Origin of the sequence: Paraburkholderia sp. 40 (assembly GCF_050434105.1) — a bacterium.
Lineage (GTDB): Bacteria > Pseudomonadota > Gammaproteobacteria > Burkholderiales > Burkholderiaceae > Paraburkholderia > Paraburkholderia tuberum.
In genome coordinates this window covers 1,455,863-1,478,487 of record NZ_JBNPVY010000004.1, presented here as the reverse complement: position 1 = coordinate 1,478,487, position 22,625 = coordinate 1,455,863, and the positions used below count along the sequence as shown (strand labels likewise).

Annotated in this window: 20 protein-coding genes and 5 pseudogenes; 17 read left to right on the top strand and 8 right to left on the bottom strand. The window is 59.0% G+C overall.

Features of this window, described 5'->3' with window-relative positions; genetic code table 11:
• Window positions 1-326 precede the first annotated feature (326 nt).
• From nifH to OKW28_RS28260, 16 genes and pseudogenes are all read left to right on the top strand, one after another.
• A pseudogene (nifH, locus tag OKW28_RS28335) lies at window positions 327-1,209 on the top strand (nitrogenase iron protein).
• Window positions 1,210-1,314: 105 nt separating this feature from the next.
• A pseudogene (nifD, locus tag OKW28_RS28330) lies at window positions 1,315-2,779 on the top strand (nitrogenase molybdenum-iron protein alpha chain).
• Between the two features lie 74 nt (window positions 2,780-2,853).
• Window positions 2,854-2,925: pseudogene (locus OKW28_RS28325) on the top strand (DUF3364 domain-containing protein); the annotation flags it as partial.
• Entirely contained in the window at window positions 2,900-4,414 is a 1,515-nt protein-coding gene (gene nifK / locus OKW28_RS28320) for a nitrogenase molybdenum-iron protein subunit beta (RefSeq protein ID WP_429450582.1), read from the top strand. The pseudogene OKW28_RS28325 and the gene nifK, both read left to right, overlap by 26 nt.
• Before the next feature lie 16 nt (window positions 4,415-4,430).
• Window positions 4,431-4,758, top strand: a pseudogene (locus OKW28_RS28315) (hypothetical protein).
• Window positions 4,759-4,871: 113 nt separating this feature from the next.
• A complete protein-coding gene (locus OKW28_RS28310) occupies window positions 4,872-5,186 on the top strand; it encodes a hypothetical protein (protein ID WP_429450580.1) in 315 nt (104 codons plus the stop codon).
• A gap of 169 nt (window positions 5,187-5,355) precedes the next feature.
• Window positions 5,356-6,873: a nitrogenase iron-molybdenum cofactor biosynthesis protein NifE gene (gene nifE / locus OKW28_RS28305; RefSeq protein WP_429450579.1), complete on the top strand. Its 1,518-nt coding sequence runs from the start codon at window positions 5,356-5,358 to the stop codon at window positions 6,871-6,873.
• A 50-nt stretch (window positions 6,874-6,923) separates the two neighbouring features.
• Window positions 6,924-8,315 (top strand): nitrogenase iron-molybdenum cofactor biosynthesis protein NifN, encoded by a 1,392-nt coding sequence (gene nifN / locus OKW28_RS28300; RefSeq protein ID WP_429450577.1) that lies wholly within the window; start codon window positions 6,924-6,926, stop codon window positions 8,313-8,315.
• 22 nt (window positions 8,316-8,337) lie between these two features.
• Window positions 8,338-8,751 (top strand): nitrogen fixation protein NifX, encoded by a 414-nt coding sequence (gene nifX, locus OKW28_RS28295; protein ID WP_184010354.1) that lies wholly within the window; start codon window positions 8,338-8,340, stop codon window positions 8,749-8,751.
• Complete coding sequence (locus OKW28_RS28290) at window positions 8,744-9,229, top strand: NifX-associated nitrogen fixation protein (RefSeq protein ID WP_429450575.1); 486 nt, start codon at window positions 8,744-8,746, stop codon at window positions 9,227-9,229. Before nifX ends, OKW28_RS28290 begins: the two co-directional genes overlap by 8 nt.
• 24 nt (window positions 9,230-9,253) lie before the next feature.
• On the top strand, window positions 9,254-9,454 hold the full coding sequence (locus OKW28_RS28285; RefSeq protein WP_105512102.1) for a CCE_0567 family metalloprotein: 201 nt from the start codon (window positions 9,254-9,256) through the stop codon (window positions 9,452-9,454).
• 25 nt (window positions 9,455-9,479) lie between these two features.
• Window positions 9,480-9,794 (top strand): ferredoxin III, nif-specific, encoded by a 315-nt coding sequence (gene fdxB, locus OKW28_RS28280; RefSeq protein WP_184038030.1) that lies wholly within the window; start codon window positions 9,480-9,482, stop codon window positions 9,792-9,794.
• A gap of 11 nt (window positions 9,795-9,805) precedes the next feature.
• Entirely contained in the window at window positions 9,806-10,366 is a 561-nt protein-coding gene (locus tag OKW28_RS28275) for a nitrogen fixation protein NifQ (protein WP_429450573.1), read from the top strand.
• A 3-nt stretch (window positions 10,367-10,369) separates the two neighbouring features.
• Window positions 10,370-10,748, top strand: a pseudogene (locus OKW28_RS28270) (hypothetical protein); the annotation flags it as partial.
• Between the two features lie 53 nt (window positions 10,749-10,801).
• Window positions 10,802-11,305 (top strand): hypothetical protein, encoded by a 504-nt coding sequence (locus OKW28_RS28265; RefSeq protein ID WP_429450572.1) that lies wholly within the window; start codon window positions 10,802-10,804, stop codon window positions 11,303-11,305.
• Between the two features lie 79 nt (window positions 11,306-11,384).
• Window positions 11,385-11,669 (top strand): hypothetical protein, encoded by a 285-nt coding sequence (locus tag OKW28_RS28260; protein WP_429450570.1) that lies wholly within the window; start codon window positions 11,385-11,387, stop codon window positions 11,667-11,669.
• Window positions 11,670-11,716: 47 nt separating this feature from the next.
• Here OKW28_RS28260 and OKW28_RS28255 read toward each other — a convergent pair whose 3' ends face one another.
• The 7 genes from OKW28_RS28255 to OKW28_RS28225 form a co-directional block, all read right to left on the bottom strand.
• Window positions 11,717-12,505, bottom strand: a complete 789-nt coding sequence (locus OKW28_RS28255) for an ABC transporter permease (RefSeq protein ID WP_090811273.1) — start codon at window positions 12,503-12,505, stop codon at window positions 11,717-11,719.
• Between the two features lie 3 nt (window positions 12,506-12,508).
• On the bottom strand, window positions 12,509-13,423 hold the full coding sequence (gene nodI / locus OKW28_RS28250; protein ID WP_429450568.1) for a nodulation factor ABC transporter ATP-binding protein NodI: 915 nt from the start codon (window positions 13,421-13,423) through the stop codon (window positions 12,509-12,511).
• A gap of 270 nt (window positions 13,424-13,693) precedes the next feature.
• Entirely contained in the window at window positions 13,694-15,052 is a 1,359-nt protein-coding gene (gene nodC / locus OKW28_RS28245; RefSeq protein ID WP_429450566.1) for a chitooligosaccharide synthase NodC, read from the bottom strand.
• A complete protein-coding gene (locus OKW28_RS28240; RefSeq protein ID WP_429450564.1) occupies window positions 15,030-15,569 on the bottom strand; it encodes a polysaccharide deacetylase family protein in 540 nt (179 codons plus the stop codon). The genes nodC and OKW28_RS28240 overlap by 23 nt, the downstream gene beginning before the upstream one ends.
• Before the next feature lie 709 nt (window positions 15,570-16,278).
• The gene (locus OKW28_RS28235; protein WP_429454478.1) at window positions 16,279-17,160 is read right to left on the bottom strand and encodes a DMT family transporter; all 882 of its coding nucleotides are present in this window, start codon (window positions 17,158-17,160) and stop codon (window positions 16,279-16,281) included.
• Window positions 17,161-17,409: 249 nt separating this feature from the next.
• Complete coding sequence (locus OKW28_RS28230) at window positions 17,410-17,682, bottom strand: hypothetical protein (RefSeq protein ID WP_429450562.1); 273 nt, start codon at window positions 17,680-17,682, stop codon at window positions 17,410-17,412.
• Between the two features lie 361 nt (window positions 17,683-18,043).
• Window positions 18,044-19,132 carry an IS5 family transposase gene (locus OKW28_RS28225; RefSeq protein WP_429450560.1) on the bottom strand — a complete coding sequence of 363 codons (1,089 nt, stop codon included), beginning with the start codon at window positions 19,130-19,132 and terminating at the stop codon, window positions 18,044-18,046.
• Between the two features lie 755 nt (window positions 19,133-19,887).
• On the opposite strand from OKW28_RS28225, the gene OKW28_RS28220 reads away from it, so the two are divergent.
• On the top strand, window positions 19,888-21,000 hold the full coding sequence (locus OKW28_RS28220) for an NAD/NADP octopine/nopaline dehydrogenase family protein (RefSeq protein WP_429450558.1): 1,113 nt from the start codon (window positions 19,888-19,890) through the stop codon (window positions 20,998-21,000).
• A gap of 390 nt (window positions 21,001-21,390) precedes the next feature.
• On the opposite strand, the gene OKW28_RS28215 is transcribed toward OKW28_RS28220, so the two are convergent.
• On the bottom strand, window positions 21,391-22,542 hold the full coding sequence (locus OKW28_RS28215) for a porin (protein ID WP_429450556.1): 1,152 nt from the start codon (window positions 22,540-22,542) through the stop codon (window positions 21,391-21,393).
• Window positions 22,543-22,625: the final 83 nt, after the last annotated feature.

Below are 22,625 nucleotides of genomic sequence, written 5' to 3'. Positions count from 1 at the left end.
GCACGCAGGCCGATGCGACAGAAATCGCACGACAAACGCGCCCGAATGGTTTCATTGGCGACGAAGTTCGCGTGGTTTGTCGCGAAATCGACAAGACAGAAGAGGAGTCCGCAAAAGTCCCGAACCAACCGCCGCAGCGCGGCGGGGCGGACGCGTCGCAGTACCGCTGGTGACGTGGCACAGAAGCTGCGTTTGGAGTCCAGCGCGGACACAGGTCCGGCCGATGCGTGACTCGATATAAGAAGACCCATACAGGCACGACAGGCTGACATGGTCGCGGTTACGCAACCCTGATTTCAACCCTTCTTCCTGAATGGAGAAATGCAATGTCTAAACTTCGGCAAATCGCGTTCTACGGTAAAGGCGGTATCGGCAAGTCGACCACCTCGCAGAACACCCTGGCAGCCCTGACTGAACTCGGGCAGAAAATCCTGATCGTCGGCTGCGATCCCAAGGCGGACTCTACCCGCCTGATCCTGCATCGCAAAGGCGCAGGACACCATCCTGTCGCTAGCGGCCGAAGCCGGCTCGGTGGAGGACCTCGAACTCGAGGACGTGATGAAGATCGGTTACCGCAACATCCGTTGCGTGGAGTCCGGTGGTCCGGAACCGGGCGTCGGCTGCGCGGGCCGTGGCGTCATCACGTCGATCAACTTCCTCGAAGAAAACGGCGCCTATGACGGCGTGGACTACGTGTCGTACGACGTGCTCGGCGACGTGGTGTGCGGCGGTTTCGCAATGCCGATTCGTGAGAACAAGGCGCAGGAAATCTACATTGTGATGTCCGGCGAAATGATGGCCATGTATGCGGCCAACAACATTTCAAAGGGCATTCTGAAGTACGCGAACAGCGGCGGTGTGCGGATCGGCGGGCTCGTGTGCAACGAGCGTCAGACCGACAAGGAACTCGAACTCGCCGAAGCGCTGGCGAAGATGCTCGGTTCGAAGCTGATCCACTTCGTGCCGCGCGATAACATCGTGCAGCACGCCGAGCTGCGCCGCATGACGGTGATCGAGTTCGCGCCCGAATCCAAACAGGCGGAAGAGTATCGCCAGCTCGCCACCAAGGTGCACAACAACGCGGGCAACGGGACGATCCCGACGCCGATCACGATGGATCAACTGGAAGACCTGTTAATGGAGCACGGAATCATGACGTCCATCGACGAATCGCAAGTCGGCAAGCCTGCAGCGGAACTGACCGCCTAAGCGAGCGCCGCCGCGCGCGGCCCGGTGTTCTTCTTCACGCGAAGAACCGGGCCATGCCGGCTACCCGCTGCCAGGCTTGATACTCACCCTATGGAGCATTCCCCCATGAGCGTCACTGTTGAAGAGCGCAAGGCCGCGAACAAGGCCCTGATCGATGAAGTTCTGAAGGCCTATCCGGAGAAGATGGCCAAACGGCGCGCCAAGCATTTGGGCACCTTCGAGGACGGCAAGCCCGACTGTGGCGTGAAATCAAACATCAAGTCATTGCCGGGCGGTGATGACGATTCGCGGTTGCGCGTACGCCGGCTCGAAGGGCGTGGTCTGGGGGCCCATCAAGGACATGATCCACATCAGTCATGGTCCGGTCGGTTGCGGCCAGTACTCGTGGGCCGCGCGTCGCAACTACTACATCGGCACTACCGGTATCGACACCTTCGTGACGATGCAGTTCACGTCGGACTTCCAGGAAAAGGACATCGTCTTCGGCGGCGACAAGAAGCTCGACAAGATCATCGACGAGATTCAGGAACTGTTTCCGCTGAACAAGGGCATCTCGATCCAGAGTGAATGCCCGATCGGCCTGATCGGCGACGACATCGAGGCGGTCTCTAAGAAGAAGAGTGCGCAGTATGAAGGGCACACCATTTTGCCGGTGCGCTGCGAAGGTTTTCGCGGCGTCAGCCAGTCGCTGGGCCACCATCTGGCTAACGATGCGATTCGAGACTGGATATTCGACAAGGCCGATCCGGACAAGCGGCCCGAATTTGTTTCGACGCCTTATGATGTTGCGATCATCGGCGATTACAACATCGGAGGCGATGCCTGGTCGAGCCGGATTCTGCTCGAAGAGATCGGCCTGCGCGTGATCGCGCAATGGTCGGGCGACGGCTCGATCGCCGAGCTCGAGAATACGCCCAAGGCCAAGCTCAATTTGCTGCATTGCTACCGCTCGATGAACTATATCAGCCGGCACATGGAAGAGAAGTACTGCATTCCGTGGGCGGAATACAACTTCTTCGGCCCGTCGATGATCGAGAAGAGCCTGCGCGAGATCGCCAGCCACTTCGACGACACCATCAAAGCCAACGCGGAGAGGGTGATCGCCAAGTATCGTCCCCTGGTCGATGCGGTGAACGCGAAGTTCAGAGCGCGCCTGCAGGATAAGACCGTGATGCTGTTCGTTGGCGGCCTGCGTCCGCGCCATGTGATCGGCGCCTACGAAGACCTCGGCATGAACGTGGTCGGCACCGGCTACGAATTCGGCCACAACGACGACTATCAGCGCACCACGCACTACGTGAAGGACGGCACACTGATTTACGACGACGTGACCGGCTACGAGTTCGAGAGGTTCGTCGAACAGGTCCAGCCCGATCTGGTCGGCTCCGGCATCAAGGAAAAGTACGTGTTCCAGAAGATGGGCGTGCCGTTTCGCCAGATGCACAGCTGGGACTATTCCGGTCCATATCACGGCTACGACGGCTACGCCATTTTCGCGCGCGACATGGACATGGCCATTTCCAGCCCGGTGTGGGGGCTCGCCAAGGCGCCCTGGAAGAAAACCCCCTAAGCGCCGGCCACCGCACCGATCACCGGACTGATCACCGGCCGGCAGGCCATTGAATTGAATATCAGGAGCATCCCGTGCCCCAATCTGCAGACAACATTCTCGACCAGGAACTCCTGTTCCGTGAGCCCGAGTACCAGAAAATTTTCCGCGCGAAAAAGGAAAACTTCGAGTTCAACCATTCAGACGAGCAGGTCAAGCAGATCGTCCGAGTGGACCAAGAGCGAAGACTACCGGCAAAAGAACTTTGCACGCGACTCGCTCACCATCAACCCGGCCAAGGCCTGCCAGCCGCTCGGCGCAGTGTACGTGGCCAACGGCTTTCACAAGACCCTCAGTTTTGTGCATGGCTCGCAGGGCTGTGTAGCGTTTTACCGCTCGCACTTCTCGCGTCACTTCAAGGAGCCGACCTCGTGCGTCAGCTCGTCGATGACCGAGGACGCGGCGGTGTTCGGCGGCATGAACAACATGATCGACGGCCTCGCAAATGCGTACAACCTGTACAAGCCCGACATGATCGCGGTCTCCACGACCTGCATGGCGGAAGTGATCGGCGATGACCTCGACGCGCTCATCAAGAACAGCAAGCAGAAGGGCAGCGTGCCGGAAGACTACGACGTGCCGTTCGCGCACACGCCGGCCTTCGTCGGCAGCCACGTGACCGGCTACGACAACGCGCTCCTCGGCATCCTCAGGCACTTCTGGGACGGCAAGGCCGGCACAGCGACGCCGCTTGAGCGTGTGCCCGACGACAGCGTTAACTTCATCGGCGGCTTCGACGGCTACGTGGTCGGCAACATGAAGGAAATTCGCCGCATCTTCGATCTGTTCGGCGTGACGGTGAACATCATCTGCGACCCATCCGAAACGTGGAATACGCCGACCGACGGCGAGTTCCGGATGTACGAAGGCGGCACGACCAAGGAGGAAGTCGAGCGCGCGTTGAGCGCGAAGGCGACCTTCGTGTTCCAGGAATACTGCTGCGAGAAGACCAGCAAGTTCATTGGCGAGCATGGACAGGAAGTGGTGGTGTTGAACTCGCCGGTTGGCGTCGCGGGCACCGATCAGTTCCTGATGGAAATCTCGCGCGTGACCGGCAAGCCGATTCCGGCGCAACTGGAGAAGGAGCGAGGCCAGCTCGTCGATGCGATGGCCGACAGCCAGGCTCACCTGCACGGCAAGCGCTTTGCACTCTACGGCGACCCGGACCAGATGCTGGGCTACACGCAGTTCCTGCTGGAACTCGGCGCCGAGCCGGCTCACGTGCTGGCGACCAACGGCAATGAAACCTGGGCTGCGAAGGTGCAGGCGCTGTTCGACGCGTCGCCCTACGGCGCCGGCTGCAAGGTGTATCCGAAACGCGATCTGTGGCACATGCGCTCACTGCTGTTTACAGAGCCGGTCGATTTCCTGATCGGCAACACCTATGGCAAATATCTCGAGCGCGATACCAAAACGCCGCTGATACGCATGGTGTTCCCGATCTTCGATCGCCACCATTACCATCGCTTCCCGACCTGGGGCTATGAAGGTGCGTTGCGGGTGCTGGTCACGCTGCTGGACGAGTTCTTCGAAGCGCTCGACGCCAACACGATCGACGTGGCGAAGACCGACTACAGCTACGACATCATTCGCTGACGAGGAGAGCGCGGCCATGGCAGACACAGCGGATGCATCGGGCGCGGCAGATGCAGTTCTGGCCGTAACGTCGAGGTCATCAACGGCTGGGTTTGCCTGCCCCGTGTGGGCGAGGCCGATCACCTCGTCCCGCTGCTCGAACACCCGAACCGGCAGGTGATCGACAAAGTGCTGCGGGGGGCCGCGCATGTGGCCGCCGGTTGCCGTTGACGCACGAGGAGATTGCGATTGCGCAGGGGGCAAGGTCGGCGGCTCGGCGGCAGTTCGACGCGAGCCCGGCGGGCATCGCGCCGCGGTTACCTCGTGCGGTGTGGGCGAAGATTCCGGCGGAGGGTGTCGAGTAGCGGGGCACCGCTGAAAACAAAATTGCTGCGCTGTTTGTAGCTAGCCTGCGTGACGAACCTAAGCGAGGGAGCGGGGCATGATTTATGTAGTCGAGCAGTCTGACTCAGGGCTGATGAGTGCGCGGTTCGCCCACGACGACTTTGAGCGCGAGGTGGCGGCGTCCGACCCGTTGAGCCTTGCGGAGATCAATGACGAGGTAACGCCGCGCGAACTGCTCGCGTTGTCGACGACGTTTCCGATGCGAACGGACGGGCAGAGTACCTGTCGATCTGTGCGGTGGGACTACGCGAAAGCTCCACGGATGCGCCGCGCGCTGACTGCTTACCTGGCTGTTCGCGAACCCTTGGGGCCGGACGCGTTGCTGGAGGCGCGCGCGAATGCGATCGCACGGGTCCTGCTCCATACGGAACGGCAAGGCAGGCAGTGAACGCGTGTTGTCGTTTTCTGTGTCGCGAACCGTCTGTCGCAAACCGTTCGAACCCGCCATTGCGATGCGCGCGAGCGACTGCTTCAGCGCCAATTGGCACGTTTTCAAGGCGTTTCCCGGTGGGATGGAACTTGCCACTAGAGAAACGTTCATCCATCAGGAGCACGTCATGTCTGCTTCGCTCAAAGCCCAAATCGCCGAAGTTTTCGACGAGCCGGGTTGCGACAAGAATCAAGGCAAGAGCGAGAAGGAACGCAAAAGGGGCTGCACGAAGCAGCTTTCGCCGGGTTCGGCCGCAGGCGGTTGCGCGTTCGACGGCGCGAAGATCGCTTTGCAGCCGGTGGTGGACGTCGCACACCTCGTGCACGGGCCGATTGCCTGTGAAGGTAACTCGTGGGACAACCGGCACGCCGCTTCATCCGGTTCGCAACTCTATCGCACCGGCTTCACCACCGATATCAACGAACTCGACGTGGTGTACGGCGGCGAGAAGCGCCTGTTCAGGAGCGTGCGCGAAATCATCGAGAAATACGATCCGCCCGCAGTGTTCGTCTACCAGACCTGCGTCACTGCGCTGATCGGCGACGACATCGAGGCGGTCTGCAAGCGCGCCACCGAACAATTTGGCAAGCCGGTGATTCCGGTCATTTCCCCCGGTTTCGCCGGGCCGAAGAATCTGGGCAACAAGCTTGGCGGCGAGGCGATCCTCAACTATGTGATCGGCACGCGCGAGCCCGAGTACACGACGCCGTATGACATCAACGTCATTGGCGAATACAACCTGTCGGGCGAACTCTGGCAGACCAAGCCGCTGCTCGACGCGCTAGGCATCCGTATCCTCTCGTGCATCTCCGGCGACGGGCGCTACAACGAGATCGCAAGTTCGCATCGCGCCAAGGTCAACATGATGGTCTGCTCGAAGTCGATGATCAACATCGCGGCAAAGATGCAGCGGCGCTACGGCATCCCTTACTTCGAGGGCTCGTTCTATGGAATCGGCGACATGAGCGACACGCTGCGCCATATCGCCAGCCTGCTCGTGCAGCAGGGTGCGCCGGACGATCTGCTCGAGCGGACCGAGCGCCTGATCGCCGCCGAGGAAGCGCGTGCGTGTGAGCGCATCGCGCACTACAAAGCGCGCCTTACCGGCAAGCGGGTGTTGCTCATCACAGGTGGCGTGAAGTCTTGGTCGGTGGTTTCCGCGCTGCAGGAAGCAGGGCTCGAAATCGTCGGCACCAGCGTCAAGAAGAGCACTAAGGAAGACAAGGACAAGATCAGGGAGATCATGGGCGACGACGCCCACATGATCGACGGTATGACGCCGCGCGAGATGTACGCGATGCTCAGGGACGCGCGGGCCGACATCATGCTGTCGGGTGGCCGCTCACAGTTCGTCGCACTGAAGGCCCGCATACCGTGGCTCGACATCAATCAGGAACGCCACCACCCTTATGGCGGCTACGAGGGGATCGTCGAGCTGGTGCATGAGATCGACCGCGCGATCTACAACCCGGTGTGGCAACAGGTGCGGATCCCTGCTCCGTGGGGCGACGACGGGGGAGCGCTCGGTGTGGTCCAAGCGAAAGCCGCGCGCCCGCTGTCGAGCGCCGCGCACGGGGGAGCGCTCGGTGTGGTCCAAGCGCAAGCCGCGCGCCCGCCGTCGAGCGCCCCGGGGTGGGGGCGATGAGCCTCGAACCCAGTATACCGACCTGACGCCCCCGAACTCGAGAAAATGCCATGGCCGATGTCGTCGAATCTATGAAAGCCTGTGCGGTCAATCCGCTCAAGATGAGCCAGCCGCTGGGCGCGAGCCTCGCGTTCCTTGGGCTCGATGCCTGCATGCCCGTGATGCACGGCTCGCAGGGCTGCACGTCGTTCGGCCTCGTGCTGCTGGTGCGCCACTTCAGGGAGGCGATCCCGCTGCAGACGACAGCCATGGACGAAGTCACCGCGGTGCTCGGCGGCTACGAGAACATCGAGGCCGCGCTGCTCAACATCCGCACGCGCGCTGCGCCGAAGGTCATCGCGATCTGTTCAACGGGTCTCACCGAGACCGAAGGCGACGACGTGGACGGCTATCTCGTTACCGTGCGCAAGCGCAAGCCCGAACTCAACGACACTGAGATCGTCTATGTGTCGACCCCCGACTATGTCGGCGCATTCGAAGACGGCTACCGGCATGCGATTACCGGCATCGTCAACGCGCTGGTCAAGGCGTTGCCAACGGTGGCCAATCAGGTGACGCTGCTGCCCGGCAGCCATCTATCGCCTGGCGACATCGACGAACTGCGCGAGATCATCGAAGCGTTCGGCTTCGATGTCATCGTGCTGCCCGACATTTCCGGCTCGCTCGACGGCCATGTCGCGCCGGACTGGCGCGGCACCACACTGGGCGGTACCACGCTCGCGGAGATCCGGGCCGCGGGTGCATCGGCATTTACGATTGGCGTGGGCGAGCAGACGCGCGACGGCGCTGAGGCATTGCATGCTATCGCCGGCACACCGTTCGAAGTGTTCGGGCGGCTCACCGGACTGGAACCCAACGATCGTCTGCTGCAATTGCTCGCGCAGCGCTCCGGACGACCCGTCCCCGCGAAATACCGGCGTCAGCGCAGCCAATTGCTCGATGCGATGCTAGATGGCCATTTCTACACTGGAGGCATCAAGGTCGCGATCGGCGCAGAGCCCGATCTGCTGTTCGCGGTCGGCAGCATGCTGCACGAGATGGGCGCGCAGTTGCGCTGCTGCATCAGCACGACGCGATCGCCCGCGCACGCGTTGCTGCCCGCTGATCAGGTCGTGATCGGCGATCTCGAAGACATGGAGCGCGCCGCGGCGGACTGCGACCTGCTGATCACCCATTCGCACGGCAGGCAGATGGCCGAGCACCTGCAAAAGCCGCTCTTCCGGATCGGTTTTCCGGTCTTCGACCGGGTTGGAAACGCACATCGACGCTACGTCGGCTACCGCGGCACGATGAACCTGATCTTTGAGATCGCCAACTTGATGATCGAGCAGATTCCGCATCACGATCCGGGCGACTGGCCGCTGCCGCAGGCCGCTATCGATCTGGCCGCGCGCGATCCGGCGCGGGAAGCGAGCATTCCTGTCGTCGCGGCCGGTGCTTGACCCACCTAAAGGAGCACACAGCATGAAGATCGCGTTCGCCACCCAGGACAGGCAGTTCGTCGATGCGCATTTTGGCTGGGCGAGGAGCATCGTCACCTACAACGTCACACCGGACGGCTACCAGTTCGTCGAGGCGTTCGACTTTGGTGGCAAGCTCGAAGAGGACGGCGACGAGGATAAGGTCGCGCCCAAGCTCGAAGCCGTCAAGGATTGCGCGATCCTGTACGTCGCCGCAATCGGCGGCTCGGCCGCGGCTCGAGTGGTTGCGCTGAAGATTCACCCGATCAAGGTGCCGCGGCCCGAGTCCATCGAGGAGATTCTCGGCAAGTTGCAACAGGTGCTGAAGGGCACGCCGCCGCCGTGGCTGCGCAAGGCGCTGGCGAAGGGTGGCGAACGTGTATACGACTTTGAAGACGATGAGGTATCCCATGGCTGAATCATCCGCAATTCCGTCCAAGGCCAGCGACGAAATGCTGCTGGTCGCACCGTTCGTGCAGCAGCTCGTCAGGCAGTTGCGCGCGCAGGACACCCACGGCGTGTGGGACGGAAAGACCGACCTGCAACTGCTCAAGCCGTACATCCACACGCCGGAGGAACGCCGCGCGATTCCGATCATGGGCGACCCCGACCCCGAAACGCTGTGGCGGCTCGAGCTTTTCTATAGCGCGATTGCGGTGGCGATCGAGCGTGAGACCGGCCAAATGGTTTCGCCGATGATGAAGATGAGCCACGAAGGCTTCGGCCGCATGGTGTTGCTCGCGGGGCGGCTCGTTGTCGTCAACAAGCAGTTGCGCGACGTACACCGGTTCGGCTTCGCTTCGCTGGAGAAGCTCGCCGAGGCGGGCGCAAAGCTTCTCGACGAAGCGGTCGAGGTGATCCGGATGTACCCCGCCGTCGCACAGTACGGCGCGTGAAGGAATCGTGAGGGGACCGAGACGATGAGCACCGATGCCGATGAACTCAAGGCGCACCTGAAGAAACTCAACGCGCAAGCGACCCGGGCGAAGTTGGACCTGCACGACCTCTCAGAGGAACTCCCGACCAACTGGGAGAACATTCTCGCTGTCGCCCAGCGCTGCCATGACGCCCACGCCGCGCTGATGGCAGCCCGCAAGGCTGCCGCTGCGGCAGCGGCCTGAACCAGCGAAGCCATGGAGCCACGTCATGAGCGATACCTTCAGCGTTACGCTGCCGAGCGGCGCCACCTGGACGCCGACCTTCGTCAACAGGCTCGACGAAGAAAAATGCATTGGTTGCGGACGTTGTTTCCGTGTCTGTCCGCGTGGCGTGCTGCAACTCGTCGGGCTTAACGAGGACGGCGCGCACGTCGCACTGGACGGCGACGACGAAGACGAAGACGACGACGAGTACGAGAAGAAGGTGATGATTATCGTGCATCGGGAACTGTGCGTCGGCTGCACCGCGTGCGCGAAGATCTGCCCGAAAAAGTGCTACACGCACGCAGCGGCCGTTCTCTGAGCGATGCCGCGATGAACGCCTATGCAACCCTGATGGCGTGTGCGGTGGATGTGGGCGATCCCACCGTGCTGGCACTGGCCGGCGTGCTGTCGAGCGGGTTCGAGCACCACGGCGTCGATGTGCTGCCGATGCCCGGACTGGACGCCGACCAGACGCGCCGAATGCTTGCGCGCTGGTTCCCGGGTGCCGGGCCGGCGCTCGGTCTTACGTGCGTCTTGTCGCCCGCCACGATGCCGCGTGACGACGAACTGGAGGACCTGGTGGCGTTGCTCAATCACCATGCCGATCCGCGCGCCGGCCCGGCAGACGAGGCGAACTGCGTGGCCCATGCATTGGCCTGCGCGAGCCTCGGGCAAAACCACCTTTGGCAAGACCTGCTTCTGCCGTCGCGGTGCGAGTTGTCCGCATTGATCAGCCACTGGTTTCCGCGGCTGGCCGCGAAGAATACGCATGACATGAAGTGGAAGAAGTTCTTCTACAAGCAACTGTGCGAGCGCGAGGGCCTGTTCATCTGCAAGGCGCCGAGTTGTGGTGTCTGTTCGGACCATGCGCTTTGCTTTAGAGCGGAGTAGGCAGCACGCGTCGGTCACCGCTTCGATTGTGTCGCATCGCGGGTGGCCGACTTCGTGGTCGAGTCCTGCGGCGGGCTGCTGTATTACGGCGAGCGGCATGCGCATCTGCAGGCGGGCTTTCGGGCCGCCGTTGCTGTTTGACGAAGAGGGCCGCGAACCTTGGTTGATTCAACTTTGGCACGCGTTCGACGGCGTCGGTTTCCCGCCCGCGCTGCGCGCCGACTTCTGGGGTTGGGCGAAGCCGCTGTCCGAGCATCGGCTGGCGCCGCACGCGCGTCATGCCGGCCGGACGCGCTACACGTACGACACGGTGCGTAGCTGGTTTCTCACTCCGGCAGCGGGCGAACGGCTTGCGGGCCATGCCACGAGGCACTCGCCATGAGACCCATGCCGCCTGCCGTTGCCGTAACGGTGCGATCCGAAGCGCAGCCCGTCATGAATCAGAACCGCGGCACATGCCTTCCCGACAGCAGTGCGAGCCTGTCGCTGGAGCGCGCGCGGGCACATGTCGCGAGCCTGCAGCACGAGTTGTTCGCGGTTGAGCAGGCGCTGCTCGACGACCGCGCATTGACGCGCGCATTGAGCGGGCGTCGATGGGTTTATGTGGGCGGGCGGCCAAGCACCAACGCCGTGCTGCGTGCGCTGGTGGAGGCGGCCGGAGGCGAGTTCGTTCATCACACCGGGACCATCGACGACGATAGCCGTGCCGAAGGCTTCGAGGCTTTGCTGTCAGGCGCCTACCGGGTGCTGTGCCCATTGGATCTGATCGACCCGGACTCGCTGGTCGCGCTGCGGCGGTTGTGCGCGCGTCACCGCGCGCCGTGGTCCGCTTTGCGTTCGTCGAGCGTGACGAGCTTCATCGCGGGCGTGTTGCGGGCTCGGCCTGCCCAGCCGCGCGGCGTGGTCGCAGCGTCGCGCTTCTGCCTGAGGCATGGCTGACGTCGTCATGACTTTACATACCGCGAGATGTGGGCGCAAAACTTGCCTTTGACGTGGTCTTTCCACGAGAGGGCCTGCAATGTCCGATTCCGCACACCGCTACGGCCTTTTCCTCAACGTCGAGAACCCCGCCGGCGACGCGCGCGATGCGCTGACGCAAACCGTGCGTAACGCGCCGGCCGCCCAAACGTTCGGCTGCCACGAGGTGTGGGTCGCCGACCTTCACTACAGGTCGTACGCGATCAGCAGCGCGCTGACGCCGCTGTTTGCCCACATCGCGACTCGTTTCCGGTGCTATCTCGGGCTGTGGGGATACCGTCGGCGGATGAGGCGCGTGCGCGGATGCACGAAGCGTTCGCGTTGATACGACATGGTGTTTTTCCTGGTCACTCGTACTGGCCATAGCTGGCATTAAGACATGAGGCGTCGACGTAACAGCGCCACCGACAGAAAGAACGGCAACACCGTGCAAATGCAGAGAGCGCCAATATGCAGGGCAACACTGCCCACCGGGCGTCCGAGCATCGCGGGACGGATAAGGTCGACGGAATGTGCGAGCGGCAAGAAGCGCGCTACGTCGCAAAAAACGGCAGGTAGCTTACTGATCGGGAAGATCACGCCGCTCAGGAGCACCATGGGCGTGAGAACGAGCGTTTGATAGAACACGAAGTAATCGTGACTGGGTGCAAGCGCCGTGAGGATCATCGCCAGACTCGCGAAGGCGAGGCCAGTCAGGGCTATGGCAGGCAATGCATAGAGAATGGATGACCACGCTGCATAACCCAGCACGGTGGCTACCACCATGACGGCGATGCCGGCAAAAAAGGCCCTGGTGGCGGCCCATGCCAGTTCACCGAGAACGATATCGCCGAGCGTGAGCCGTGTACACAGGATCGCTTCCCACATGCGCTGAACATGCATGCGAGAGAAAGCTGCGTAAATCGTTTCGAAGGTCGCGGAGGTCATCGCGCTCGTGGCGACCATACCCGCCGCGAGAAACGCGATATAAGATGCGCCATCGACGCGACCTACCATTATCCCGAAACCAAAGCCGAGGCCGAACAGATAAATCATAGGATCGGCAAGGTTACCGAGAATCGAGGCAAACGCGACTTTTTTCCATGCCAGATAGTTGTGGCGCCACACTGCAACCCAGTTCCACACGTTCGCGGGCAGGGCCGCTGCATAAAACTCTCTCATCGTTCACTCCTTCATCCCGCGCCCGGTTAACTGCAAAAAGACATCCTCGAGATTTGCGGGACGCTGTAAAAGGCGCAGCGCCGCGCGACCGCGCAACTGTACGCACACCCGTTCCGGATCGGACACATAGCAAAAGAGTGTCTCACCACTGACCTCGATACGCTGCGCGTGCGGCGCGATCAACGTGCGCAGCTCATGCGGATTGCCGCCGTGGATCTCGACCACGTGGCTCCCGATCTGTTCTGTGATCAGCGCGCGAGGCCCGCCTTCGGCGATCTTTCGCCCCTCCTCCAGCACACACAGTCGGTCGCACAACCGCTCGGCCTCTTCCATGAAATGGGTGGTCAAGAGGATCGTCTTGCCGCGCGCCAACAGGGAACGCAGGCGTTCCCAGATCAGGTGGCGCGCATGCGGGTCGAGACCCGTTGTAGGCTCGTCCATGACCAACAACTGTGGATCGTTGATCAGCGCGCGTGCCAGCATCAGCCGCCGCTTCATGCCACCGGATAGTTCGGTGACGCGCGCATCGACCTTGCTTTCGAGGCGGGCAAATTCGAGCAGCGACGGCACGACCGCTTCAATTTCACGTGTGCTCATGCCGAAGTAGCGCCCAAACACCAGAAGGTTCTCGCGCACGGTGAACCCAGGCTCGAGGTTGTCGAATTGCGGCACCACGCCAATGCTCATACGTGCCGAGCGAGCGCGCGCCGGCACTGGCTCCCCGAGCACGATGATCTTGCCTGCGTCGGGCGGCGCCATGCCGAGAACCATACGCACCGTCGTGCTCTTGCCCGCGCCATTTGGCCCTAGCAGACCGAAGCACTCTCCAGGCGCGACGCTGAACGACAATCCGTCGACTACGATCTTGTCGCCATATGACTTACTTACGCCGGCGAAGCTGATTGCTGCTTTGGACATGGAGATAAGAAGGGAAATTACGCACTCGTCTTAGAGAAAAAGAAGCCGTTCTGCTGCCGCGGCCCTATTGAAAACGCACTGGTCGATAGAACATCCTTGCCTGCCATGTGGGAGAGTTGCTGACAATGGAGTACCAGGATTTCGGTGAATGCACTCGCGTTGGGAAGGCGACAATCGAACCTTTGCGTGAGACGATCGCACTCAAGCGGACCCTGCCGATGGTGGGCGGTTCTGGGTTGGCGCAATATTCGAGATCCTATGTACGATTAACTAATTGCCATCGAATGCTTCGTCAGACGTTGCTAATGTTGAAGACTCACACGCGTGATCCGGTCGACGGTGCGGAGTTGCAGCTCTTGACGCTGAAGTCACGTTCGGCTTTGTAACCGGATCCGGAGTATCGACCTGTTTTTCATGAACGTTCGATACGTTGCCCGCAGAGCCACGGGACAGCCAATCGCTATTGCTCAATGTACACAGCGCATAGACTTTCAGGGGGAGCAAGAGAAAGAGGTTAATGGGTGTGTGAAGAGAAAAGCCAAGAAATCGAACCTGGCGAGCGCGAACCGATGCCACGCTACAGCGGATCATGGTCGATGATGCGATTATCAGGGCAGTCCACCACGGCACTGTCGCTGTCAATGCGAGCTGCGCGAGACCCGCTAGTAGCGATAAGCCGAGAAATAGCGAGCCCAGATTGTGTCCGACCACGTCCAGCGTAAGGTAACGATCGAGACAGGGCAGCAGGCGCAGCGAAAGGAACGTGTCCCGATACGTACTGCGCGCCCAGCGCAGTTGTTGGCGCAGATACGCCCCCAGTCTGTCTGGAACGACTGTCGCCGCAATGGCGTCGTGAACGTACACGGTCCGATAACCTGCCGTCAGCATGAGAATCGTCAGATGACGGTCCTCGCCGAAGTCGCTCGGCTTCCCGCGAAAAAATTGCGTCTCGTACTGATCTAGCAGCAAAAGGAGCGCGGACCGGCGGTACATAGCACATGGACCGCAGCAACACATAACAGCGCCGAAGCGAGCCTGTGCGGCGCGTTCTTCGTTGCAAGCCAGCCAGTACTCCATATCGATCAGACGGGTCAACCAGGTGTCGCTGCGGTTGCTGGCCGTCAACTGCCCCATGGCGGCGCCTATCGTCGCGTCTCGCATTGTCAATACGAGCTTCTTGACGACATCGGGCGCCAGCGTCGTGTCCGAGTCGACGTTGAGTACAAGTTCCCCGGATGAGGAGCGTATCGCGGCGATCTGTGCCTTGCGCTTTCCCATATTTTGGGGAAGCGTAATGAAGTTGAATCTCGGGTCGCGCGTGTATGCATCGTAAACCGACCTCACGGCGTCGAGATTCGCAGAACCATCATCAACCACATAGACGCGCAGTTTTCCGGCGTAGTCCTGGTTTGCGATGGACTCCAGGCATGCCGAGAGCGTGGGCGGGTCCTCGTTGAAGCAGGGAACGATGACATCCACGCCCGGCAGAGTGTCGGAGTCGACCAGGCCGTCCGACAGCGATGACACGTTTGTCGGCTGAGCATAAAGCGCCTGCGTGCTTTTATAGACAGTCGAAAGCAGCGCATAAAACGAGACAGCGACAGTGCTAGTTGCGGCAAGCATGTTCATAGGGTATCTGGTTCGTCCGGTGAGGTTGAGGAAGCGATCGGATTGCAAACCCCCGGTCATGCAATGCTGGAATCATGAGGGAAAGCGCCATGAGGGTCTGCTCGCGCCGACCAGCGCTCGCTGACGTAGTGAGCACTGCTTCGGTCCACATGCCATACGGGGCACGCATATACCGCAGCGAAGCATGCGGGCTCGCCATCCTGATGACCCTGCTTGCCGTTAGTATTTCCTGTTGTACTTCGGTGGGTTCGCATCTGGACAGGTCCGGACGAGTCATCGTGTGGTTTGCGACCTCGTGCCCGTCCGCGATCATCCGTCGGATCAGCTTCGGCTGGTCCGCTGCGTACGCGCCGATAACGCAGAATGTTGCTGGAACCCGGAATGGCCCGAATAAATCGAGAAAATTCGGTATGAAAAAGGAATTGATACTGTCGTCAAAGGTTAAGTAGACGTCGTGACATCCGGCGCGATCGTGGCACTCGTCGCGCGCCTCGGATACGCAATCGAAAACCTTCACAGATCTGGACCGTTTCGTTCAATTATCGAGCCAGTAGGCCGCTCCACGGTCGATAGTCCCAACCGAAAGGCTACGACGGGCACGGTTCCGGTAAGCTTAGGTGGCGCGTCGAGAGATACATCTAAAAGTATGGTAATCATGAAGACACGTCTAAACATTGTCGTAGTACTTATAAATTTGAAGTATTCGATCAATCAACTTCGATTTCCATTTCCGCAACGATAGGCTTCACTGTGCAACACAAAAATTGATTTGTAAAATCGATTGCGTTGATGCCTTGCATCTATAGCGTGGATATGTTGAGAAATGCGTTTTATGGGTTTCGATCTACATCTGCTCGTTGCGCTCGCGCGCATAGACCAATCCGCTGGCGTTAAGGTAGATCCGTTGTTGGAGCGACCGACGATGCCGGCTCATCGGACAACCATGCGCAAAAATCAAGGAAGTACTCCGCCTGAAGTGGGCATGCGATCTCACGCACCGCCAGCGTGCAGGGCGCCCTCAGCGTCGGTCTGGGGACGATCACGCAGTATCTTCAGCTTGCCGCAGCGGCAGGACTGGGCTAGGCGTCGGTCGAACATCTGGAAGAAGACGAGCTTGAGCGGCGCGTCCTGTCGCTCGCGCCGTCACCTTTGCGGTACTCGACTGCGACAGTCATATCAGTATCTGGGCCGTGGTCATGCGCAGAATGCCTGTCACAAAGGATCATTTAGGCGCGACACGACAGGTAGAGCACACTTGCAATAATTATGACCGTTCCGAGTGCTACCTGTATAGAAATGACCTCCCCCCAAATCAAATAGTCGAAAATGATTGCCCATACAATGCTGAGGTAACCAAATGAGGCGACGATTGGGGTGGCGACAGTCGCGACTGCGATCGTTAGCATAAGTTGCGCTACACCTGCAGTCAGCCCAAATAGAACCATGTACCCGAAATCCCTTAGATCTGGCGTTACCCAAGCGACGGGAAGTGACACTCCGCTAACAATCGTCGCTATGATTGTGTAATAGAAGACGATTGTCGCTGGCTCGTCAGTTCGCGAGAGTCTCTTGACTTGGATGACTGAACCGGCGCTAAACATAGCACTCAGCAGAATTAGAATCATTGCGCGCAGCGACGCACCATTGGCGCTAAATGGTGAGGAAGCCACCGCGACTCCCACGAATCCGGACATCGACGCTATCGCCGTAGGTAGGCGAAAACGCTCACCCAAGAACACGATGCCGAAAAAGCAGACAAAGATTGCTTCTGTCTCCTTCAGCGTTACAGCAGTTGATAAAGGCAGATATGGCACACCCGCAATGAAAAATCCTACTGCGGCAAGCCCTGTGACGGCTCTGATGAAATGACCGCCTAAGCGATAAATCGTGAGTTCCTTCCATTGAATGCGACGAGTCCCGAACACGAACGCGGCGGGAATTAATCCCGATAGCATCCGAAAGAACATCATCTCGTTCGCCGGATATCTTGCCGGAATGAGCTTCGCAACCGCATTGCTTATTGCGAAGAGAAGAATCGCGTAGAACATGAACGCAATCCCGCGCAGGTTTCTAAATCTTGTGCGAAAAAGCCGATTTTCGGTTGCCAACTTGTAGCCAGACTGCTCCGATGTCTCAAACGAATCGTGACTTATATGAGGATTCCATAACGTAACAAAATTCAAACCGACATACCGCAGAAGGCAGAATTTCGTTCTGCGCGTCATCACGAAAGGTTTTCTCATGTTGCGAAGGTCCCGCGAAAAGGAGTGCCTGCTCGATCGCGTGTGGTAACGAAGCCCACACGGCGCATACCGGCTAACTGTCGGGGCCATTTCAGCGCGGACGGAACGCTGATTTCAGCTCGGGCTGCGCGTGAGGGCTTCAGGCAGCACAGCCCTCAACGGACAACGCCATGGCTGTAGCGGCTGTCTCTTCGACACGGCGATCGACTTCGCATCGGGCGCGTCAAAAAAGATTGGTTGAGCAGCGTTAAGGACGTCGCGGTTTGTCGAAATATCCCAGGTCGGATAGCTTTCTGCATGCAGTTTTCGCACCATGTCGGCCTGAAAGCTCGAAATCCCCGGTGAACGAACTTTTGGCGCATTTCGCGAAATTGCCTCGGCTAACATTGCCGACGTCGGATTCCCGACAAACGGCGCGTGGTTTGTCGCAAGCGGTGCCTTCGTGTCCCGTCCTGGCGCGCGATTGGGTCCGTCACACTTCACGACGGATGACCCAGTCGCGCGGCATCGGCTACTACGCGACGACATATGGAATGAACGCCCCTAAGTACAGAGTGGGAGGCTCTATTGGAGGTGTTCGCGGGCCTACGGCACTAGCAGGCTGCGGAAATACACCCCAGCAGAAGCAACGTCCATCTCGCTGAGCGGTTGCCGCCGCAGATTTTCTGCATGGCGAAATTTCAACGCCAACCCAACGCCTTTTTCGACGGCTTGAGGCGCATTTTTCGCCCGATTACCGCGATTTCCGCTACTGCGGGCAGACCTGTCCTAGCGAACGCATGCGCACGAGGTTGTAGGCGGCCATGTTCAACACGAACATCTGGTCGACTTTTTCCAACCCGCGCACCATCACCTGGCGCATGCGCCCCACGGTCTTCGCCCATCCGAAGCCTTGTTCGATCAGCTTGCGCTTTTGCTGCGATATCGCATAGCCCACGCTGTGTGCGATGGCATCGGGCACTGCTGAACGACGACCCGAGGTGTTCTGTGCCACGTGCGGCGTGACCTTCATCTGCTGGCAGGCTTCGATGAATTCCTGTGCGTCGTAACCCTTGTCCGCGCCCAGCGTGATTTGCGCCGCCGCATCGCTCGATGCTTGCCGCGCATCGTTGATCATGACCTTGGCCGCGTCACGTTCGGCATGGCCGTCAGCGCAACTCACACGGGCGTTGACCACCAGCCCATGGCGGTTGTCCGTCAGCGTGTGGCCCATGTAACGCAGTTCGCTGGCCGTCTTGCCCTTGCGGTAAAGTCGTGCATCGGGATCGGTCTTCGACTCGTGCGTTTCGTTGCTCCGCTTGCTACCCTTGAAGCCGCCTTCCCCGCTGCTGTCGTCATCGTCCTTGCGCACAAAGCTCTTGTGCCCCGCCCAAGCCTGGATCAGCGTGCCATCCACGCTGAAGTGCTCGCCCGACAACCAGTTCTTCTTCTGCGCGATGGACAGTACTTCGTTGAAGAATTCGACCACCGCATCGTGCCGGATCAAACGCTCGCGGTTCTTCGTGAACACCGTCGGCACCCACACCGGATCGTCCATCGACAGGCCGATAAACCATCGAAACAGCAGGTTGTATTGCGTTTGCTCCATGAGCTGGCGTTCGGACCGGATGCTGTAAAGCACCTGCAGCAGCATGGCCCGCAGCAGTTTCTCCGGCGCGATGCTCGGGCGGCCGCCCTTGATGTCAGCCTCATACATTCCGGCAAACAACCGGTCCATCTTCGCCAGCGCCTCATTCGCCATGATGCGAATCGAGCGCAGCGGATGCGAGCCCGGAACGAAATCGTCCAGCTTGCGCACGGAAAACAGACTTTCGGTGAACGTGTCGGCGCCGCGCATGATCTCCTTGGGGGTCCGGTGAGCTTCTCACATCAACGCTTTTACTATCCGTCGCGATGACTTCCGCGTGAGGTATTTCCGCAACCTGCTAGGGCGCCAAATTGAAGATCATTGAGATGTATCCGTCAGCGGAACCCGTGTTCACGGGATCGCAAAGGGTAGATGTCAACAGTCGTTCGTAGCAGAGCGTACGAGACCCGCCAATGGCCTTCCGAATCATTAACGGCGATAGACGCAGTTTTCGCGTTCAGCCGGACCATTATGCCGACTCGCTCGCTCGGATGTTTGATCTATCTATCGGAACCGAGTTCGGTCATCGCTGTGGCCACAATATCACAGTCGATCACTGGGCCGGCGTGAGAGGCCTTGTAAGAAGCTCGCACCAACATACCTGCGCGATCTGAGTGCAAAAAGACCGTTTTGCCTCATAACCTCTCCGCACAGATGATTGTTCAGCGGTGGTTGATACGCGTTGCCTTACAAACACGTCGATATTCGGACAGATCTAACTCAAGATGCTGGATTTGTAACGTTTGCGACATGATCTGCACTGGCCGAGGAATCGCGTCTTGTTCTGCTCACCAGATTAACCCGTATATGAGCCGTTTAAAGAGGTGACCTCGTTCTGCGGTGGCACGTTCGTTGCATGCCGTCGTCGTGCTAACGCACAACTACTGATCGGCGTTCAGCCTTGCATGACGTCGCAATATTGGGTGGCGTCACAGAAAACTTCTGTTTGTTTATGCGGAGAGGACATGCCATTAAGGTTTCCAGTTTCAATCATCGGTGCCGGAAATTGTGGATGCGCTTTCGCGGCCGATTTGGCTAGTCGTGGATTCGAAGTTCTCCTTTACGGGAAGCCAGATCATCGTCGTAATATTGATGCGATCCGAGCGAACGGTCGCTTGTTGGCTAGCATGGCTATCACGGGTGAGTTTTATCCGACTGTAACTACTGATATGGATGAGGCCGTAAACTTCTCGCGTTTTCTCGTGGTTGCTGTTCCGGCATACGCGCATGACGACCTCATTGGCGATCTAAAAGGTTTCGATTTGAGTCGACATGTCATCATAGTCAATAATGCCAATTTTTTTTCGCCAATGGGTTCAAAAAAGCTAAACCCGCAGGCAGTTCTAGAGACAAATTCCTCGCCCTATGCGTCGTCGGTCAGGGACGGCGAAGTCCGGATCACTGGTATTAAGAATTGTTTGCCGATTGCTGCTTTTTCGAAGGCCATGGATGAGAAACAGTTGTCGCAAATCACCGCAATCTTTCCGGAAAGGCTTTTATGGTGGGATAACATTTTCGCAATTGGAATGCAGTCGAATAATGGTGTCATCCATCCTGTCGGGGGTATTTTAAATACGGGATGGATAGAAAGCACAAAAGGAGATTTTTTCTTCTATCGTGACGGGATCTCACCCTCGGTCGGAAGGGTCGTAGAGGCTGTGGACAATGAGCGATTGAAAATCGGAGAGGCTTTCGGTTTTCGACTGCCGACAGTCCTGGAGGAAATGATCGGCTTTTACGGCGGAGATAGTGTCAACTTCTCCGATTTCGCTTTCCAATCCAAAACTCATAACTCCACGAAGGTCAAAACGCCTGATCGTATGCAACATAGATATATATGTGAGGATATTCCATATATCTTGGTCCCTTGGTACGAACTCGGCGCCAGAGTGGGCATAGAGTCTCGGGCAATCAAAGCCGTGATCGAAATCGCTTCCTCCATCAACGGCGTTAACTATTTTCAAACTGGCCGTAATCTGAAGCGCCTCGGTGTAGACCACATGTCGAAGGCGGAGCTATTGCAATTCGTAGATAGCGCGACTTTCCGATTGCCGTTAGCTTCGGCTACTAAGAAGTGACCGCATCCATCGGGTAAATTGAATCGCCTTCGGAATCCTGGAGGCCGCTTGATTTTAAGTCGATACCGGCTGCAACAGTATTGTTGAATTGCGGGTAGTAGTTTGCTTCAGCATCGTCAGGCGGGGCGGGATATGGTTGAGCAGTTCCATCACCCTATGGCAGTTGGGCGCCGAAGAAAGGGCCGACGCAGGCACGCGCTGATGCGACGAACGCGCGCCTACATGTGCAAGCGCAAACATCACTCGCAGGAGATCACCGCGGAGGGCCGGCATGTGGGTGCGCTTGTGAGGACGCTCTCCGCTTCTGTAGGAACTGGGCTGGCGCAAGGCGCCGCCCACTAGGTTCGCTCGGAACGTGGACGAACGTCAATCGAGCGATATCTGGCCGGTTTAGAATTTATGACGCAGGCCGACGCGTGCAACCACCTGATTGCGATTCGACGATACGTCATCGGCCACCGGCACAAAGGCGAAGTCGAGGACGCTGCCAGTACGGTCACCACCGACGTGCTGATACGCACTCTGTACATAGACGTCCGTGCGCTTTGACAGTGAGTAATCAGCCATCAGCCCCGCAGTTTCGTAATTCGGCTTTAGCTTTCCAGTGGTGGCGTTGAAACCGCTCAGGGTGTACGTATACATCGCCCCGACGAAGAAGGCTGACGTGAACTGGTACTTGCCGTTGATTTCGAAATTCTGGTAACGCAGGTTGGAAAGCGTGCCCGAGGCTGGCGCAATCTTGCCGACGTATCCCGAAGATACCGGATTGGCGACGAAGGTATTCGAATACGAGATGCCCACGTTGGCCGAACCAAACGTGTAGGTTGCCCCCGCGCCGAAGATGCGCAGCTTGTTCCCCAGAAAATTTTCATCCGCAGCGGGATTGTTCCCGATTGCACCACCGGCGGTGGACGACTGGTTGTTCGCCTGCAGATAGGCGGCTTCCAGCAGCAGGCCGCCTATGACGTATTGGACGCCCATGCTGTACGCGCGATTGTTGGCGAAGTTGGTGTCGTTGCTAAAGCTGTACGTGCCGCCAAATTTAAAGCCAGCAATCTCGGGGCTTGTGTACTTGACAGTATTGTTGACACGGAACGTGTTGTCCGTGTTGTCGTTGTCGTACGGATGGGAGAACATGCCCCCGCCCCATGTGCCATTCGCCGTCGTTTGAGCCAGATAGTTGACGACGGAGTCGTACTGTCGACCGAGAGTAACCGTCCCGTATTGGTTGGATGCGACGCCGACCCACGCCTGTCGCCCAAACATCAGGCCACCCTGACCGAGCTTGCCATTATTGACATTAAAGCCGCTCTCCAACTGGAAAACTGCCTTGAGACCGCCGCCGAGATCCTCCGCTCCCTTCAAGCCCCAACGACCCCCTTGGACCGTACCGCTCTGGAGCTCGAACAGCTTGTCGCCACCGACGTTATTCGTATAGTTGATTCCTTCATCGATCAGACCGTAGAGCGTCACCGTACTTTGGGCCATTGCGGGAGCTGCGGCGGCTGACATCACGAAAGCTGCAAGAAGTTTGATTTTCATTGAGGTCTCCAAACGTTATATTGTGTGTCTCGATGCTTTTTTATGCGCAACCCTGGGTCGGGCACGCGGTCTTTTTTGCTGGG

Coding starts and splice junctions, on each gene's coding strand:
- OKW28_RS28310 (WP_429450580.1), top strand. CDS start 4,872: ATGAGTGCGCGGTTCGCCCACGACGACTTTGAGCGCGAGGTGGCGGCG.
- nifE (WP_429450579.1), top strand. CDS start 5,356: ATGTCTGCTTCGCTCAAAGCCCAAATCGCCGAAGTTTTCGACGAGCCG.
- nifN (WP_429450577.1), top strand. CDS start 6,924: ATGGCCGATGTCGTCGAATCTATGAAAGCCTGTGCGGTCAATCCGCTC.
- nifX (WP_184010354.1), top strand. CDS start 8,338: ATGAAGATCGCGTTCGCCACCCAGGACAGGCAGTTCGTCGATGCGCAT.
- OKW28_RS28290 (WP_429450575.1), top strand. CDS start 8,744: ATGGCTGAATCATCCGCAATTCCGTCCAAGGCCAGCGACGAAATGCTG.
- OKW28_RS28285 (WP_105512102.1), top strand. CDS start 9,254: ATGAGCACCGATGCCGATGAACTCAAGGCGCACCTGAAGAAACTCAAC.
- fdxB (WP_184038030.1), top strand. CDS start 9,480: ATGAGCGATACCTTCAGCGTTACGCTGCCGAGCGGCGCCACCTGGACG.
- OKW28_RS28275 (WP_429450573.1), top strand. CDS start 9,806: ATGAACGCCTATGCAACCCTGATGGCGTGTGCGGTGGATGTGGGCGAT.
- OKW28_RS28265 (WP_429450572.1), top strand. CDS start 10,802: ATGAATCAGAACCGCGGCACATGCCTTCCCGACAGCAGTGCGAGCCTG.
- OKW28_RS28260 (WP_429450570.1), top strand. CDS start 11,385: ATGTCCGATTCCGCACACCGCTACGGCCTTTTCCTCAACGTCGAGAAC.
- OKW28_RS28255 (WP_090811273.1), bottom strand. CDS start 12,505: ATGAGAGAGTTTTATGCAGCGGCCCTGCCCGCGAACGTGTGGAACTGG.
- nodI (WP_429450568.1), bottom strand. CDS start 13,423: ATGTCCAAAGCAGCAATCAGCTTCGCCGGCGTAAGTAAGTCATATGGC.
- nodC (WP_429450566.1), bottom strand. CDS start 15,052: ATGAACATGCTTGCCGCAACTAGCACTGTCGCTGTCTCGTTTTATGCG.
- OKW28_RS28230 (WP_429450562.1), bottom strand. CDS start 17,682: ATGTTAGCCGAGGCAATTTCGCGAAATGCGCCAAAAGTTCGTTCACCG.
- OKW28_RS28225 (WP_429450560.1), bottom strand. CDS start 19,132: ATGCGCGGCGCCGACACGTTCACCGAAAGTCTGTTTTCCGTGCGCAAG.
- OKW28_RS28220 (WP_429450558.1), top strand. CDS start 19,888: ATGCCATTAAGGTTTCCAGTTTCAATCATCGGTGCCGGAAATTGTGGA.
- OKW28_RS28215 (WP_429450556.1), bottom strand. CDS start 22,542: ATGAAAATCAAACTTCTTGCAGCTTTCGTGATGTCAGCCGCCGCAGCT.